Genomic DNA, 14,984 nt, shown 5'->3' on the forward strand with positions numbered 1-14,984 from the left:
AACAGACTTCGCTGTTTTAAACTAAATTTCCCGCATACCGCGGTTATTGCGCTTACGGATATAATTTCCGATATCCGTAATACAGACCAGTGTCACCACCAGAAAAAGCCCTGGTATCAGAATAATCCACCAGTCGTTTGACAAAAGTGCCTGGTCGGCGTTCGAGAGCATACTCCCCCAGGAAATAATCTCAACGGGAAGGCCGATGCCCAAAAAGCTCAGCGTTGCTTCTGTCCCGATCGCAGCGCCGATGTTTGTCACCACCATAAACATAATGGACGATACAAAATTTGGCAGCAGATGCCGCCTCAGAATGTAGAAAAAACCGCCGTCCATCGTTTTTGCCGCCAGGATATAATCCGCGTTGCGGATCTGCCTGACCTCGCTGCGCACAATTTTTGAAATGTTCATCCAGCTGGTTACGCCAATGACAAAAGCGATGGTCAAAGGGCCTGTCTGACCGATGATAGCCTGAATAAAGATGACGATCAGGATAGACGGAATGCTCAAAATAATCTCCGTAAGACGCATCATGCCATCGTCGACCCACTCACTTGAAAGGCCGCTGATGCTGCCGTAAACAACAGCGATCAGCGTTGAAAGTGCCGTCGCCGCCAGGCCAATGAACAGGGAAATGCGGCCGCCGTACCAGATCATGGAAAAAATATCCCGGCCCATCATATCTGTTCCAAAATAAAACCGGCTGTCTGGCGGCGCCGCACGGTTTGCCAGATCCATATAGGTCGGATCATGGTTCATAACCGCCTCACAGAACACGCATCCCAGCACAATGACAGCCAGCAGGCCAGCCGCCGCAAAGGGAACACCTTTCAATCGCTTCAGACGCCCTCTGGCCAGAGTTATGTCCGTCTTCTCCATGGGTCTGTAGTCTGGCCCAACCAGCTCAAAGGCTTCGTTTTTCACAAAAGCTCACCCCTTTCGTGCTTCATGCGCGGGTCAATCTTATCATTAATAATCTGAGCGACCATATTTGAAAATACCACCACGATGCCGGTCAGCAGACAGAGCACCATAAGCATGTTGTAGTCGTGGTATTTCGCGCTTTCAAAGCTCAGCGTCCCCAGTCCCGGGTAGGAAAAGACCTTTTCGACCACGTAGGTCCCTCCGATAATATGAGGTACTGAGATAGCCATAATACTGATGAAAGTCGGCATGATGTTGCGCAGGCAGTGCCGCCATACAATCTGCCGCCAGGTCATTCCCTTTGTCTTGCACAGCAGCACGTAATCCTTACGCAGCTCCTCCAGCATCCGGTTTCGCACCATATAGGTGTAATACCAGAGATGCCCCAGGATCATAACAGCCAACGGTAAAATCAGGTGGGCGGCCCGGCTCGCGGCATTGTCTGCCTGACCCATGGCGTAAGCCCCGCTGGAGGGCAGAAGCTCCAAATTAATACTGAATACCAGGATGAGAACCAGCGCCACCCAAAAAGAGGGGATACAATTGGTAATCGTCCCAACTTTGCAGATAACCCGGTCTATGGGCGAGTCCTCGTGGGTGGAACAGAAAACGCCCAGTACCAGCGCAAACGCAAAGGTCAGAATATAGGACAATCCTCCCAAAATCAGCGTGTTTGCCCAGACCCCCTCAATGACGCCCATGACATCCTGCTTGTACTTGAAGGATATGCCAAAATCTCCGTGAAAGGCCTCCCCAACCCAGATGCCATACTGAACCCAGATCGGCTCATTCAACCCCAGCTTTTCCCTGGCCTTTTCCTGCTGCTCAGCGCTCATGCGCTCAACACTCTCGCCATAATATGCCCGAAGCGGATCTCCCGGCGATAACCGGGCCATGTAAAACACAATCAATGACAGTAAAAATATTACCAGCACAAACTGCAGCATTTTTTTAAAAAAATAAATTAGATTGTTTCTTAAGCGTACTCCAATACCTGCTCTCCCCCGTTCCGCTCTATAAAAAAGCAACAACAAAAAAAACCATGAAATCCGTCCGCGCTTTCAGCGCAAAACGAACCTTCATGGCTCGGTTATTTTGATTAATTGATTTGCACGGTTAATATATCATGAAAAGCACTTGGTGTCAACAAGTATATACAGGTAAAACCAGTTTTTTGAAAATGTACTCTTAAATTGCCGCCGCGCCGTATTTCTAGAAGGATTTGAGAGGACTCTGGAGAAAATATTGGTGTTTCGGCGCGGTGGCTTCTATATAAAATCCCATATGGGATGATACAAGCTTTATTCCGGCACCACCATTTTATAGCCGTTAATGGTACCGATACACACCGGCATCTGGTAGACCTCACCGATACATTCGCAGGTCATGACCTCCTGCCCGCCGTAGGCGTGGACATTGCCGTCTTTTAAAAACAGGAAGCGGTCACAGTATCTCAGCGCCATGTTCAGATCATGAATAACGATGATGACCGCAATATTTCTGGAATGGCAGATTTTCCGTACCAGCCCCAGCACTTCCAGCTGGTTTTTTAAATCCAGGCTGCTGGTCGGCTCATCGAGGAGCAGAACTTTAGGCTCCTGGGCCAGCGCCCGGGCAATCATCACTTTTTGAAGCTCCCCGCCGCTCAGTTCATCCAGATATCGAACTGCAAATTTTTCAAGGTGCATCTGGCTGATCACACTGGATACGATCTCCTCATCCTCTGGGGTGACCCCCCATTTGATAAAGGGAATCCGTCCCAGCATCACTGCCTCAAAAACAGTGATACGGTTATTGTCATTCTTCTGCGCTACAAAGGCCATATGCCTGGCAATCTCCCCTTGTTTCATGGCTGTGATTTCCATCCCGTCAACATGCACCACCCCCTTGCCCGGCGAGAGGATACGGTTCAGACATTTCAACATCGTGCTCTTTCCCGCTCCGTTATTGCCGAGAATAGCAATGCAGTGCCCGTCCTCCACATCAAATGAGATTTGATCAATAATTTTTTGGCTGGCATTATAACCAAAAACAAGATCCCTGACCTGTATCATCGCTTTGCGCCTCCCTTAAATAAAAGATACAGAAACAGCGGTGCGCCGAGGAATGAAGTGATGGCGCCGATGGGCAAAATGACCGGCGCGATAATCACCCTTGCCAGCACATCGCCCAGAAGCAGCAGCACAGCCCCGGCCATGGCGGAAGCCGGCAGCAGCCAGCAGTAATTATTGCCCAAAAACCGCCGCATAATATGTGGCGCGACCAGCCCGATAAAATTGATGATCCCGATAAAAGACACGATCACCGCAGCGGTCAGGGCACAGACCAGCATATTGATAATCCTGGACCGCGCCACGTTGACGCCAAGGCTGGCGGCTGTCTGTTCCCCGCTCTCCATGGCGTTGTAATGCCATCGGTTGAACAGAAAATAGACCAGTGTGATGACTACCACCACTGCAATAATCCGCACTTCCTTCCATCCTGTGCGCCCCAGATCGCCAAAGGTCCAGAAAACCACCGAGGCCAGCTGGACATCGTCGGCAAAATACTGGAGCAGTGTCGTCGCTCCGGTAAACATGGCGCTAAGCGCTACGCCGCAGAGCACCATAGCTTCTGGCGTAATTCTCCGGAAGCGTGAGAGCACCAGAATCATAACCGAAGCGCTAATGCTTCCTCCAAAGGCGCAGATAGTGATAAGATAGGGATTGTTAAAGCTCATGTTAGCTGCACTGCTCCCCTGCACGCCGGCGCCCAAAACAATAATGGCAAAGGCCGCCCCAAAACCCGCGCCCTGGGAAATTCCCAGGGTGGTGGTATCTGCCAGAGGGTTCTTAAGTATCCCCTGAAGCACCGCTCCGGTTACACCGAGGCCTACTCCGCTAAGCACGGCTGTCATAATACGCGGCAGACGGATGTTCCACATAACCATGTTATTCTGCTTTGTCGACTGTCCGCCAATGGCTTTTAGAATATCACCCATGCTTAACTCCGAGGAGCCCGCTCTCAATGAAAACAGCATCGCCAGCGCCAGAATAAGGCCCAGAATCACTAAAACCATAATATTCTTTTTTTTAAGCGCCTGATAATCCTTAAGCTCTGTTTTCTCCGCTCCGGTCATTTCAATTATTCTCCCAGTGTAATTTACCTGAAGTTAAGGCCTGCATCCTTTAGCTTCTGGCTGTAGGGTACACCCAGCATTTTTTCTGTGATTTCATCGGTTTTTTTCGTAATGTCCACATCCGCAAAGGCTTCTGGATAAACCACTGTTCCCACATAATAGGCGTTGGCCAGAGCCAGCTCGGTATTTGTTCCGTTAAAGCGGTAGGCCACCTGAGAATACACCTTTTTGTCCTGCACTGCCTTCAGCTCATTGTAAAAATCCGGTCTCACCGCGTAATCGTCATTAACCAGCTTAAGATTACCCGCGTCTAAAAACAGATAATCCGAGTTCCACTTGAGAATCTGCTCAAGGTCGACGTCAAAAGCGCCCTTTTTGCCGGTTTCATCTGCTACGTTTGTAATGCCGAGCGCCGAAAACGGCGGATAACCCGCCTCAGTCCCCTCAATGCCGTGCGCGCCCTTGAAGGACACAGCGCCGCAGTAGGCTGTCGGTATTTTATCCTTCGGGATATTTTCTGTACGGCTCTTCAATTCCTCTGCCACCGATTTCATATAGTCCACAACCTCCTGGCTGCGCTCCTGTTTCCCCAGAACGTCGCCTACCAAATTCAGAGCATTGTAAATCTCGTCGTCAAAAACTTTATCGGTAATCGGCATGGTCACAACCGGTATTCCGGTTTTATTCTGCAGGTCGTCAGCGGCCTTGCCGTCGTTGGAGGTAATGATCACATCCGGTGCGGCTTTCATGAGCTCTTCCTCGTAAGGTGTTCCGCTGTCTCCAATGACTGGCAGCTTTTTAAGCTCTTCCTGATAAGCGTAGCTGGCCGCCTTGGTTACTGGCACGTCCAGATCGTTCTGCTCCACGCCCGCCAGCTGGTTCACGCCGCCGTCATACAAAATATAGCGCAGTGCGCCCACACCGAGGGGCGCCACCTTTTTCACCTCGGAGGGAATGGTCACCACACGCCCTGCCGCGTCGGTAATTTCCCGTGTGGCCTCCGCGTCGCCGGTCCCGGCGTTTCCGCCGCTGCATCCCGCTAAAAGCATTACCGCCAGCAGTACACCAAGTACCGCCTGCCCCAGTCTCTTTTTCATTTTCATTACTTTCCCCCTCTCTACCAGCCTCTGTTGTAAGGCTTAAAGCAGTCCTCACAGACTTTTTTGCCTTCCTGCAAATGCATTTTATGCTCTGGTGCGCCCTCTCCGCAGATGTCACAGTAAATAGTGCTGAAAATACGGGCTTTTTCCGGCAAATCGAAGTCCGGTACCGAAAACTCAAAAATTTTCTCCACCGGAGCATCCAGAAGATAGTACATGTAAGCTTCCCTGTCCATTTCATGGTTTTTAGGCTTCATACACATCCGTACCTTTTCCCCGGTTGTCCGGTTAAAAAACGAAAAGGCCTGCTTTCCAGTTCCGCGGTACAAAAGATTCCCTTTTCCTATCGTGCAGCTGAGAATAGCCTGAACCGCATCGACGCCGCAGGCGTCGTTCTCCGTTACACAGACAATTTCCTCGTCTTCAGACTGGCCGATCCCAAGCTTTAAAACAGCTGCCTCACTCGCTTTAACGCCAATGGCCAGTCCCGGACAGGCATGTCCGTGAAACGCCACTGCTTTTTTCCACAATTCTTGATTCATTTTTTCCTCCAGTTTTAATGGTTCTGTATAAACGCTACCATAAATTTATGAATCACATCATTCTCCAGAATGCCTGCTTCAAAAAACAAAAAACGGAAAACTCCACAGAGCTTTCCGCTATGTTCAGACTGGTTCATCCAGTCTTGTATATACATGTAATCCATTTACTTAAATCATACAGGATTGTCCGTTAATTGTCAAGCTGTGTTTTTTTATTTTTCACTTGCATTCTTTTCATTTTTATAATAGAATGAAAACAAATCAAATAAAGTGGACAACAAACCGGTAAGGTGGTGATTTCCTGAAGGAAATCTCTGTTTTGCCGGTTTTTTGTTTTCCAGGAGGTAATATCATGAACCACTCACAAACTAAAAATCTTGTCGGCACAGCCCTCTGCATTGCACTTGGGCTCATCCTTCCCCAGGTTTTTCACCTCATCGGCGCCGGTCCTGTTTTTCTTCCCATGCACATTCCAGTGCTGCTGTGCGGCCTGTGCTTCGGCTGGCCTTTTGGCCTGATCTGTGGGGCTGTCACACCGCTTCTTTCCTCTGTTATGACTGGCATGCCGCCGCTCTTTCCCACCGGTACCGCCATGGTTTTTGAATTGGCCGCCTACGGAGCCTTATCTGGCCTTCTGTACCGAAAATTCCGACAAAATATCTATCTTTCACTTATTGCCGCCATGCTTGGCGGACGCGTAGTCTCTGGTCTCGCCTCAGCCATTTTTTACGGTGTGGCGGGCAAGGCCTATGGTCTCCAGATCTTTCTGACAGGCGCATTTGTCACAGGGCTTCCGGGAATTATCCTTCAGATTCTTATTGTTCCGGTTCTGGTCATTGTACTGGAAAAAAGCAGGGTTATTTCCAGCCCTGGACTCATGAAAGTGTAGGGCCTTTATGAATACCGAAGCAACAAAAAATTATTTTGACAATCTCGCGGAAAACTGGGATAACATGTGTCATCATGACGCGAAAAAAATCGACGCCATCATTACCCTTGCCCAGCTGCCTGAAAACAGCCGGATTCTGGATATCGCCACTGGAACAGGCGTATTGATCCCCCGTCTGCTGGAGACAAATCCCCAAAAGATCGTCGCCATCGATCTTTCAAAGCAGATGCTTTCTGTAGCGAGTAAAAAATATCCTGACACGCGAGTCCATTTCCAGGCTGCTGACTTCTACGGCTTTGAATCTGACGGCTTTGATTTTGCCATAGCTTACAGCGCTTATCCGCATTTTGAGAATAAATCACTTTTTTGCGGCCGGCTGTCAGCCTGTCTAAAATCCGGCGGCCGTTTTATGATTGCCCATAGCGAAAGCAAAGAAACCATCAACGGCCGGCATTCCGGACAAGCAGTCCGAAAGGTTTCGACCGGCCTCAGAGATGCGCAGTCCGAAAGCCAGATTTTTTCTTCTGCTTTCAATGTTGACATAACTGTCGATACCGCGGCTTTCTACATTCTTTCTGGAACAAAAAAATAAAAAAGCCGGCGTAATCCGTTACGCCGGCACATTCTTATTCAACTGGGTCGTGACTCAGAAGATAGATCGTTAAAATTTCCTGAGCGAACTTGGCCTTCTCAGGCGAACAGCGTTCTAAAAGCTCCAGAAGCTCTGTATATTTGACGCCTTTGTATTCTTTTGGGCCGTACAAAATAGCATCCGAAGACATTTTCAAAACATCGCAGAACCGGTTCAGGCTCTTCAGCGAAAAGCCCTTTGTTCCGAGTTCAATATCTGCCAAAAAGGTTGGCGTAATTCCAATTTTACGGGCCAGCTCATCACGTGACATATTTAAAAATGTACGTTGCTTTCGAATCCGTTGGCCAATCTCTTTAGGATTGAGTTCTTTCATATGATTCCTCTCCCTTAATTTTAATTTTCCCTATAAATCATTATATACTCTCAACGGATCGTTTGCAAGCGTTTATTATTTATCATACTTTTATTTAATACAAATTTTTCTGATTTCATTCCCGGAAATAAAAAACGACTGCCCCTGGGCCGCCGCTTTTCATTAGGTATCCAATCTCTCTATCAAAATGAGTGCATCTGCTCCACCAGGCACTCGTTTCAACCCACTTTGTTGAATTATGAATCATTTTACTTACTTGTTTTTTTTATATTATAAACAATTTTTTTGAGAAATTCAATATTAGGTTCAAAAAATTTGATTTTCATTATGCCACTTTGTTGCTTTAATTGAATATCTTTACTTTCAATAAAAAAGCAGGCATAATGCCCGCTTTCAATTTTATTCATATTTACCATATGTCTTTGCAACTTCAACCATTGTTTTCGCATGCTCAAAATCCATCTGAGCCGGATATTCACAGCCGGTCGCCAATACAAAGCCCCCGTCCTTTTTATAAGCGTCAATCTGTTCTTTACATTGTTTAATCAGATCTTCCTTGCTGGTGACCATCAGCTCTCCCGGGTCAATATGACCCAGCAGCGTAGTCTGGTGCCCATATTTTTCTTTGAGCTCTTCCATGCTTTCGCAGTCATCCGGTAAATACAGAAAGGAGATCAGCTCAGGGTGCATCCGCTTGATCTGAACATCGAAATAAATGCCGTCACCACAATTGTGGATCATTACCATCTTGCCTGCATCGTGTACCAGCTGAGCCAGTTCTTCGATATACGGCCCTTCAAAATCATCCCACATCTCCTTGCGCATGATGGTTTTTGAGGAGAAAAGGGTGTCAAACATAATCGCGTCTGCTCCGGCTTCGATTAATGCTTTACAATATTCTTTGAGTGTATCTGTAATGGTTCTGAGCGCCTTGTGTACTTTTTCGGGGTACATTATCAAATCCATAAACATATAGTCGTGTCCCCGAAGCATACCGAGAATCCCCAGCGGGCCAAAAACAAAAGCTACAATCGGTTTGGTTTCTCCTCTGGCGTCCACAAGTGTTTTCGTCATTCGGATCATCTCACTCATGCGCGGCGTTTCTCTTGGATTGATCACCGGCAGCGTTTCATAATCATTTTCAGATTTCAAAAAGAAATCATTGTGGTCCGGGCAGGCCGCCTGATCTTCGTAATAGATCATCTTCATACCCCAGTCAGCTGCTTCCACGGATAGGTCTACCAGCGTGCAGATGCAGTCCACATCCAGCAGATCCGTCGCTTTGATAATGGATTCCGCGCATTTATCCGCATCCTTTGTCCATTCTTCATAATTACAGCCAATGGTTTGCCGCGACGCGCTGTTGATAAGGGGATAAACGGGCACATGGTCGGCTTCCTTATGCTGAAGGGTCAGCGTCATTCTTTCTCTTGAATTCATTCTCACATTTCTCCTTGTTCTTTTGGGTTTTAAAAATAAAAGCTACAATCCTTATGACATTATTATAAGCCTGGCGCTTTTTTAAGTATTGTTTTTAAACCGGTATTTTTGTAAAAAAGCAAGCGATTTCAAACACTCGGTCACCATACTTTTTTCAGAAAAACCACAATTTTTGTAATCTTTTATGCTTTTTTGCACTCTTTTAGCCGATTTTACTTAAAGCTTTTATTCATTTTCAAAATATGCTATTCTAAGCACAAAGAAAAGGAGAATACCATGAACACTTTACCGAAGCTTTTCCTTTTTTCAGGATTTCTGGGTTCAGGAAAAACGACCCTGCTGAACCGTACGGCCCGTTATCTGACTGAAAAAGGATATAAAATTGCCATGATCATCAACGAGGCTGGAGAAACCGGCGTGGATAACCTGTATATGAAGAAAAAGGGCTATACGGTCAAAGAGCTTTTCGGCGGCTGTATCTGCTGTACACTGGCCCAAAATCTTAGAGAAATGGTTCTGGACTTAAATGAGCACTACAGCCTTGACGCCATTCTTATGGAACCCTCTGGTACCGCCAGCCCAAAAGCCCTTTATAAACCCCTGTGTCAGGCCGGCTATACGGAAGACTCTATCCATCACATCTCTATCCTCGACCCTCTGCGGATCGAAATGTTTCTCTCCATCCTGGAACCGCTCCTCGAGGAGTCTCTTCCTCTGGCGGAAGGCATCGTCCAAAATAAAATCGACGCCGCCACTCCTGAAATGTTAAGCTTTTCCGATGAAATAAGGAACCGTTTTAACAGGGCAGCCCCGGTGTACCGCATGAATTTACTGGAAGGGCTTTCCGATACCTATTGCAGTTATCTGGATGCGGTACTCTCAGCGGATACGCCCTCCTGAAGATCTGCCGGAAAAGACATATTCGGATAAACCCGCTTCATAAGCGGATCCGGATATTTCTGATCGATCAGAACTGCTACGGCGTTTGTCGCGGGCACGCCTTTTACTCTTTCAGACCATCTCGCCACCGCCAGGCCTGAAACCGTCATATTGACGATCATAAAAATTACCAATACCCAGGTCAGCCGGATACCGGGTTTTTTAGGGATTCGTTCAACGCCCTTTGACAGCAGGGGATAAAAAACCTGTATCCATAAAAGCCCAAGGGCTCCCCAGAAAAAAGCAAACATAAGATTTGTTCTGCCGTTTAGGTTCATAAAAGTGCCGCTGTATTCCCAGGACAGTGTCCCAAAGCTCATCTCCTGCACCAGGCTGCAGAGATATTCAACCCCGCCGCCCAGCAGCATACTACCTGAAAATATCCACACAGGCCCTTTTCGGGAAATCCGTTGAAGCCCCAGCGTCAGTGCCACAGCTCCACAGCCATATACCGGATTAAAAGGCCCGTAGAGAACACCGCTGCGGCTCTCGATACAGGATCGTGTCCAGTAACACCAGAGGGTTTCCACAACAACACCCAGAACGCACCCCAGCAGAAAAATCCAAAACAGCTTGTAAAAGCACAGTCCCTGGGCAAAGCCGCTCTTATCCGCCTCTTCCGAAGCGGTCCAATATCTAAAGGTTCTTTTTAATGTCTGGATCATTGTCTTGGCCTCCTTTGTTTTATAGCTTTATTGTACGCTCCAAAAATAAAGAAAGACCTACTCAATTTCTTAAGAATTATTAAATTAATGTTTAAGTAAAAAAAGCGCTGCTTGAAAGGCAGCGCTTTTTGAAAGGCTTATATGAATTTCCGTATTTCTCTAAGCACGACTTCCATTTCCAGCGGCTTCGCCAGATGGCCGTTCATCCCGGCTTCCCGGGTGGCCTTAATGTCTTCCGTAAAGGCATTGGCCGTCATGGCTAAAATCGGGATTGTAGCGGCGTCTGGCCGGTCCAGCTTCCGGATGGCCTTCGTGGCTTCCAGCCCGTCCATCACCGGCATCCGTACATCCATCAGGATCATATCGTAATAACCTTCAGACGAAATTGAAAAGCGGCGGACTGCACTTTCTCCATCCTCCTCAGCTTCAATATCAAACCCTTCCATCCCGAAAAGTATTTCAGCAATTTCCAGATTCAGCGGATTATCCTCTACAATTAAAAGCCGTTTCCCCACAAAGTCGCCTTTTGTTTTTTCCAGCTCGTCAGTCTTTTTCTTTTCGGAGGAAGCCTCCGGCCAGTTTCCCTCCTCCTGCACAAAGGGCAGTTCAACTGTAAATAAGCTTCCTTTGCCCGGTTCGCTGGAGATGGAAATGCTCCCGCCCATCAGATGCACAAGGTTACGGGTAATTGAAAGTCCCAGACCTGTTCCTTCCTGTCTCTTTTCTCCTGTGTTTCCATCCTGCTTAAAGGGTTCATATATATGCTCCAAAAATTCCTCAGACATACCAATGCCGTTATCCTCAACTTCAAAACGCATCACGCTCTTTTTACCCTTTTTCCGGTCTTCATTAATCCGGAGGGTAATCTGGCCGCCATCGGGTGTGTACTTTACTGCGTTGCTGAGCAGGTTCATCAAAATCTGGTTAAGGCGCAGGCTGTCACCGTAATACTCTGACTCCATATGCGCGGGCACGAGCACGCTGAACCGCTGGCCCTTTTCTCTGGCCTGCTCGTCGATGATAGCTTCCAGCTCCTTGACAAGGCCACAAAGGTCAAAGGGCTCTCGGTTGATGGTCATTTTTCCGCTTTCAATCTTCGACATATCCAAAATATCATTGATTAAAGCAAGCAGAAAATTGGCTGAAGCCTGAATTTTATGAATGCAGTCCTCTGTTTTTACAGTGTCGCCAATATTGGCCTCGGCAATGGAGGCCATGCCGATAATGGCGTTCATCGGCGTCCGGATATCATGGGACATTCTGGAGAGGAAATCTGATTTTGCGTTGTTGGCCTGCTCAGCCAGATTCAAGGCATCCAGAAGCGCAGCGCGCTTCCGTTCCTCTTCCTTTCGGATATCGTCCATATCCCGGAAGGTCAGCACCACGGTTTGCTCTTCTACGGCCGCGCCTATTACCAAAACGCCAATCATCTCAGTCCATCGGTAAATCCCATCCGGCGACAGCCGCCGCAATTCCCGGACAATCACCCTTTCCCCGGCCGCCACGCTTTTTCGGATACTCTCGAGCGAGAAGGCTTCCCGGAACATTTCACGATCTTCAGGGTGTATCAGGGCATTACAATACTCGATGTTCTGAGAATCAAAATCCCCCTGCACCGGGAACTCTGGAAAGGAATTGTCAAACTTTGCGGTTGTATAAGTGCCGTCCTCCAGATTCAGGAGCATACACTCTCCAAAGAGCGTGGTAACACCCGCGTTAAAAGCCTCCCATTCCTTCTCTAGGCGTTTCCTGCTGTCAATCTGGGAAAGCATCAAAATTGCCTTTCCTTTGTCCGCGGCACTGCCGACGCGAAGCAGAAGCGTATTCATCCAGTGATATGTGCCATCCTTATCTTTTTGTCTGAGGTCAAGCTTTAGCTCACGCTTTCCGCCTCCAAAGGCTTTAAGAATGTTTTCGCGGCCAAAGGTTTCTCTCAAAGCCTTACTGTAGGAAGGATGTGTAGACCGGATTCCATACTCCAGCAGGTCATCATAGCAGCCATACTCTCCATCGGGAAACCAGCTGCTCTCATCGCAGCCGATGATCTCATAGGTATTCTGGCACAAATCTACAGAAATGATCAGTTCATAAACCCTGAGTGCCGCCGCTGCAAGGTAATCTCTTCTCTCCTCTGCCTTTCGCTCTGTTTCAGTTAAGATATGCGGTGTTACCGAGATCAGTACAGCCGGGATTTTGTCCTCCCACATCATTTTTGAAGCAGAAATGTCCACCACCTCACCAAAAGGGTCGTTATAATTGATAGTGCTGTTCTGCTCTTTGTCTTCAAGTCCCGGGAGCGGGCAGTTTGCACAGGTACCATTCCAGAGTTCATGGCAAACCGATCCAATTCTGGCGTCTGGTGTAACTTCTTTTACCCGGTCATTAAAATATAATATTCGATGGTTATCCTGACGAATCACATAGATCGCTGTTCCACTCAGGTTATTAAGAATGGCTTCAATGGTATTTTGTGTCATACTGCTTCCCTCCTTTTTAACGGGCCTTTTTTAAAAATTTTGTGCTTATTATGGTTTATTATACGCATAATATCAAAAATTGACAAGCAAGCAACGCTTTCTTAACACGACAAAAAATAAAGAAAGCAGGGGCTTCCAGGAAGCCGCTGCTTTCTTTTAAGCTTATTTTAAAAGAGCCTGAACCTTGGCCCGCTTCTGGAAAAGTGCACAGCCGCCGTCATGCTCGCCGCCTACCAGCGATTCCTGCTGCAGCCTGGCAAAAAACGGTGAGTCCAACACCTCCAGCAGAGTATGCTCTCTCAGGCTTCTGTCTGAATAAGGTGAAAATGGGCAGGCCTCCGCCGCACCATAAGCATTGATGTGGAAAAACCCCCGCCCGGCTGCCAGGCACCCACCCATATGCTTTTCATCTCCCGGGAATGAAAGAAAGACCATCCCCGGCATGCCTTCTCTCAGCACAGTTTGCCGCTGCTCTAAAACGGTCCGTTCGGCTTCTGAGGGCGCCAGCAGCTCGCTGCCCGTCTCCACCGGCACATACTCCACAAAAAAGGCAATCCTGCAGCCCTGGCGGTTGAGCATTCTGATAAAGGCGTCATCGGTAACGGCATGAAGGTTCCCGGTGGTAACAGTGATGGACACGCCAAAGAGGACCCCTCTTCTCCTGAGACGTTCCATAATCTCCTGAATCGCGCTGTACGTCCCATCGCCGCGGCGGGCGTCAGTCTGTGCTCTGTTGCCTTCAATGCTGATTACGGGGATTATATGCCGGTTTTTATCAAAAAAATCCGCCGTGTCCTCGTCAATCAACAGACCATTGGTAAAAACCGGGAAGACCATCTCCCTTGCACGGGCAGCCGCCTCCAGAACATCCCGCCGCATGAGCGGTTCACCTCCTGCCAGAAGGTTGAAGGAAACACCCAGCCCGGCGGCTTCCTCAAATATTTTCTGCCATTCCTCTGCGCTTAGCTCCCTTTCTTCGCCAGAGCCGCAGATACCGTTTGCCCGGGCATAACAGCCCTTGCAGTGAAGATTGCATCCGGTAGCAATGCTGGAGATCAGAAACGGCGGAATATGGCGGCCCTGCTGCTCAGCTGCCTCACGTTTCTTCATGGCCCGCCTAAGCCTGTCCCGAAGCTTCAGAATAAAAACAGTCTCCCTTGGATTCTTAAGGGTTCCTCTCACAACGCCAGCCGCCAGCTTTTCAATGGCCCGGTTCATATAACAGGTAAGCTCACGATTCTGCTTCATGGCTTTTCTCCCGCACATCATAAAGCGCTGCGAACTGCCGGACATGTCTCTCCAGAGTCTGCATCACTGCTTTCATATCCGTAACCCCAGGCTCAAACTGGTTAAAGATCATATAGATTGGGCCGTGAAACTGCATTGCAGCCATTTGGGGATCTGCCCTGACAAAATAGCCGTTGTCAATCATCCAGGCAAATAGCTGAGCCTGATAGTCGAGAGCCCCGTCAATAAACATTTTCTGATAAATAGCCTGAACCTTTTCGTTGTTAAAACGCTCAATGGACAGCATCCTGAAAAACTTAAAAAAATAATCATCACAGAGATACTGCTCCACCGACACCAGCACCATATCAACCAAACCGTCAAGGGTCTTCATATAAGCCATATTCTCAATGACATTTCCCTCAAGATGTTCTGGCGAGGCAAACTGGCCGAAGAAGGCGTCCGCGCGGGCGTCATAGGTCTCCACAAGCTCGTCAAAAATAGCCTGCTTTCCCTTATAGTGATTGTAAATGGAGCTTTCCTTTATGCCGACGGCCCGGGCGATATCCCGAACGGATACGGCGCTGTAGCCTTTTGAACTGAATAGTGTCAGTGCTTCACAGGCAATCCTTTCCTTGGTATTCATCATTATTCTCCTCAATAAAAACTAACGATCGTTAGTCTTATTGTACACGAAC

General features: G+C 48.0%; 15 protein-coding genes. 3 read left to right on the forward strand and 12 right to left on the reverse strand.

Annotation, left to right across the window (positions count from 1 at the left end):
- Positions 1-21: 21 nt before the first annotated feature.
- The 6 genes from CPZ25_RS12570 to CPZ25_RS12595 form a co-directional block, all read right to left on the reverse strand.
- Positions 22-924 (reverse strand): ABC transporter permease, encoded by a 903-nt coding sequence (locus CPZ25_RS12570; RefSeq protein WP_096918747.1) that lies wholly within the window; start codon positions 922-924, stop codon positions 22-24.
- Entirely contained in the window at positions 921-1,871 is a 951-nt protein-coding gene (locus CPZ25_RS12575; RefSeq protein ID WP_074616518.1) for an ABC transporter permease, read from the reverse strand. Before CPZ25_RS12575 ends, CPZ25_RS12570 begins: the two co-directional genes overlap by 4 nt.
- 354 nt (positions 1,872-2,225) lie before the next feature.
- Complete coding sequence (locus CPZ25_RS12580; protein WP_058696208.1) at positions 2,226-2,978, reverse strand: ABC transporter ATP-binding protein; 753 nt, start codon at positions 2,976-2,978, stop codon at positions 2,226-2,228.
- Positions 2,975-4,042 carry a FecCD family ABC transporter permease gene (locus CPZ25_RS12585; protein WP_058696209.1) on the reverse strand — a complete coding sequence of 356 codons (1,068 nt, stop codon included), beginning with the start codon at positions 4,040-4,042 and terminating at the stop codon, positions 2,975-2,977. Before CPZ25_RS12585 ends, CPZ25_RS12580 begins: the two co-directional genes overlap by 4 nt.
- 23 nt (positions 4,043-4,065) lie before the next feature.
- Positions 4,066-5,145 carry an iron ABC transporter substrate-binding protein gene (locus CPZ25_RS12590; protein WP_096918748.1) on the reverse strand — a complete coding sequence of 360 codons (1,080 nt, stop codon included), beginning with the start codon at positions 5,143-5,145 and terminating at the stop codon, positions 4,066-4,068.
- Positions 5,146-5,159: 14 nt separating this feature from the next.
- Positions 5,160-5,684: an FmdE family protein gene (locus tag CPZ25_RS12595; RefSeq protein WP_074616516.1), complete on the reverse strand. Its 525-nt coding sequence runs from the start codon at positions 5,682-5,684 to the stop codon at positions 5,160-5,162.
- A gap of 352 nt (positions 5,685-6,036) precedes the next feature.
- On the opposite strand from CPZ25_RS12595, the gene CPZ25_RS12600 reads away from it, so the two are divergent.
- Positions 6,037-6,573, forward strand: coding sequence for an ECF transporter S component (locus CPZ25_RS12600; protein WP_058696212.1), 537 nt, complete (start codon positions 6,037-6,039; stop codon positions 6,571-6,573).
- A 7-nt stretch (positions 6,574-6,580) separates the two neighbouring features.
- On the forward strand, positions 6,581-7,165 hold the full coding sequence (locus tag CPZ25_RS12605; protein ID WP_096918749.1) for a class I SAM-dependent methyltransferase: 585 nt from the start codon (positions 6,581-6,583) through the stop codon (positions 7,163-7,165).
- A gap of 34 nt (positions 7,166-7,199) precedes the next feature.
- Here CPZ25_RS12605 and CPZ25_RS12610 read toward each other — a convergent pair whose 3' ends face one another.
- Positions 7,200-7,538, reverse strand: coding sequence for a helix-turn-helix domain-containing protein (locus CPZ25_RS12610; protein ID WP_074616462.1), 339 nt, complete (start codon positions 7,536-7,538; stop codon positions 7,200-7,202).
- 399 nt (positions 7,539-7,937) lie between these two features.
- Positions 7,938-8,978: a uroporphyrinogen decarboxylase family protein gene (locus CPZ25_RS12615; protein WP_058696216.1), complete on the reverse strand. Its 1,041-nt coding sequence runs from the start codon at positions 8,976-8,978 to the stop codon at positions 7,938-7,940.
- Between the two features lie 276 nt (positions 8,979-9,254).
- Here CPZ25_RS12615 and CPZ25_RS12620 point away from each other — a divergent pair, with 276 nt between their 5' ends.
- Positions 9,255-9,878 (forward strand): GTP-binding protein, encoded by a 624-nt coding sequence (locus CPZ25_RS12620; protein ID WP_096918750.1) that lies wholly within the window; start codon positions 9,255-9,257, stop codon positions 9,876-9,878.
- Here CPZ25_RS12620 and CPZ25_RS12625 read toward each other — a convergent pair.
- The 4 genes from CPZ25_RS12625 to CPZ25_RS12640 form a co-directional block, all read right to left on the reverse strand.
- Positions 9,839-10,582 (reverse strand): putative ABC transporter permease, encoded by a 744-nt coding sequence (locus CPZ25_RS12625; protein WP_096918751.1) that lies wholly within the window; start codon positions 10,580-10,582, stop codon positions 9,839-9,841. The genes CPZ25_RS12620 and CPZ25_RS12625 overlap by 40 nt on opposite strands.
- 137 nt (positions 10,583-10,719) lie before the next feature.
- Positions 10,720-13,059, reverse strand: a complete 2,340-nt coding sequence (locus tag CPZ25_RS12630; protein WP_096918752.1) for a hybrid sensor histidine kinase/response regulator — start codon at positions 13,057-13,059, stop codon at positions 10,720-10,722.
- A 162-nt stretch (positions 13,060-13,221) separates the two neighbouring features.
- Positions 13,222-14,307, reverse strand: a complete 1,086-nt coding sequence (locus CPZ25_RS12635) for a radical SAM/SPASM domain-containing protein (RefSeq protein ID WP_096918753.1) — start codon at positions 14,305-14,307, stop codon at positions 13,222-13,224.
- Positions 14,291-14,932, reverse strand: coding sequence for a TetR/AcrR family transcriptional regulator (locus tag CPZ25_RS12640; RefSeq protein WP_158577866.1), 642 nt, complete (start codon positions 14,930-14,932; stop codon positions 14,291-14,293). The genes CPZ25_RS12635 and CPZ25_RS12640 overlap by 17 nt, the downstream gene beginning before the upstream one ends.
- Positions 14,933-14,984: the final 52 nt, after the last annotated feature.

Source organism: Eubacterium maltosivorans (assembly GCF_002441855.2).
In the GTDB taxonomy this organism is placed as follows: domain Bacteria; phylum Bacillota; class Clostridia; order Eubacteriales; family Eubacteriaceae; genus Eubacterium; species Eubacterium maltosivorans.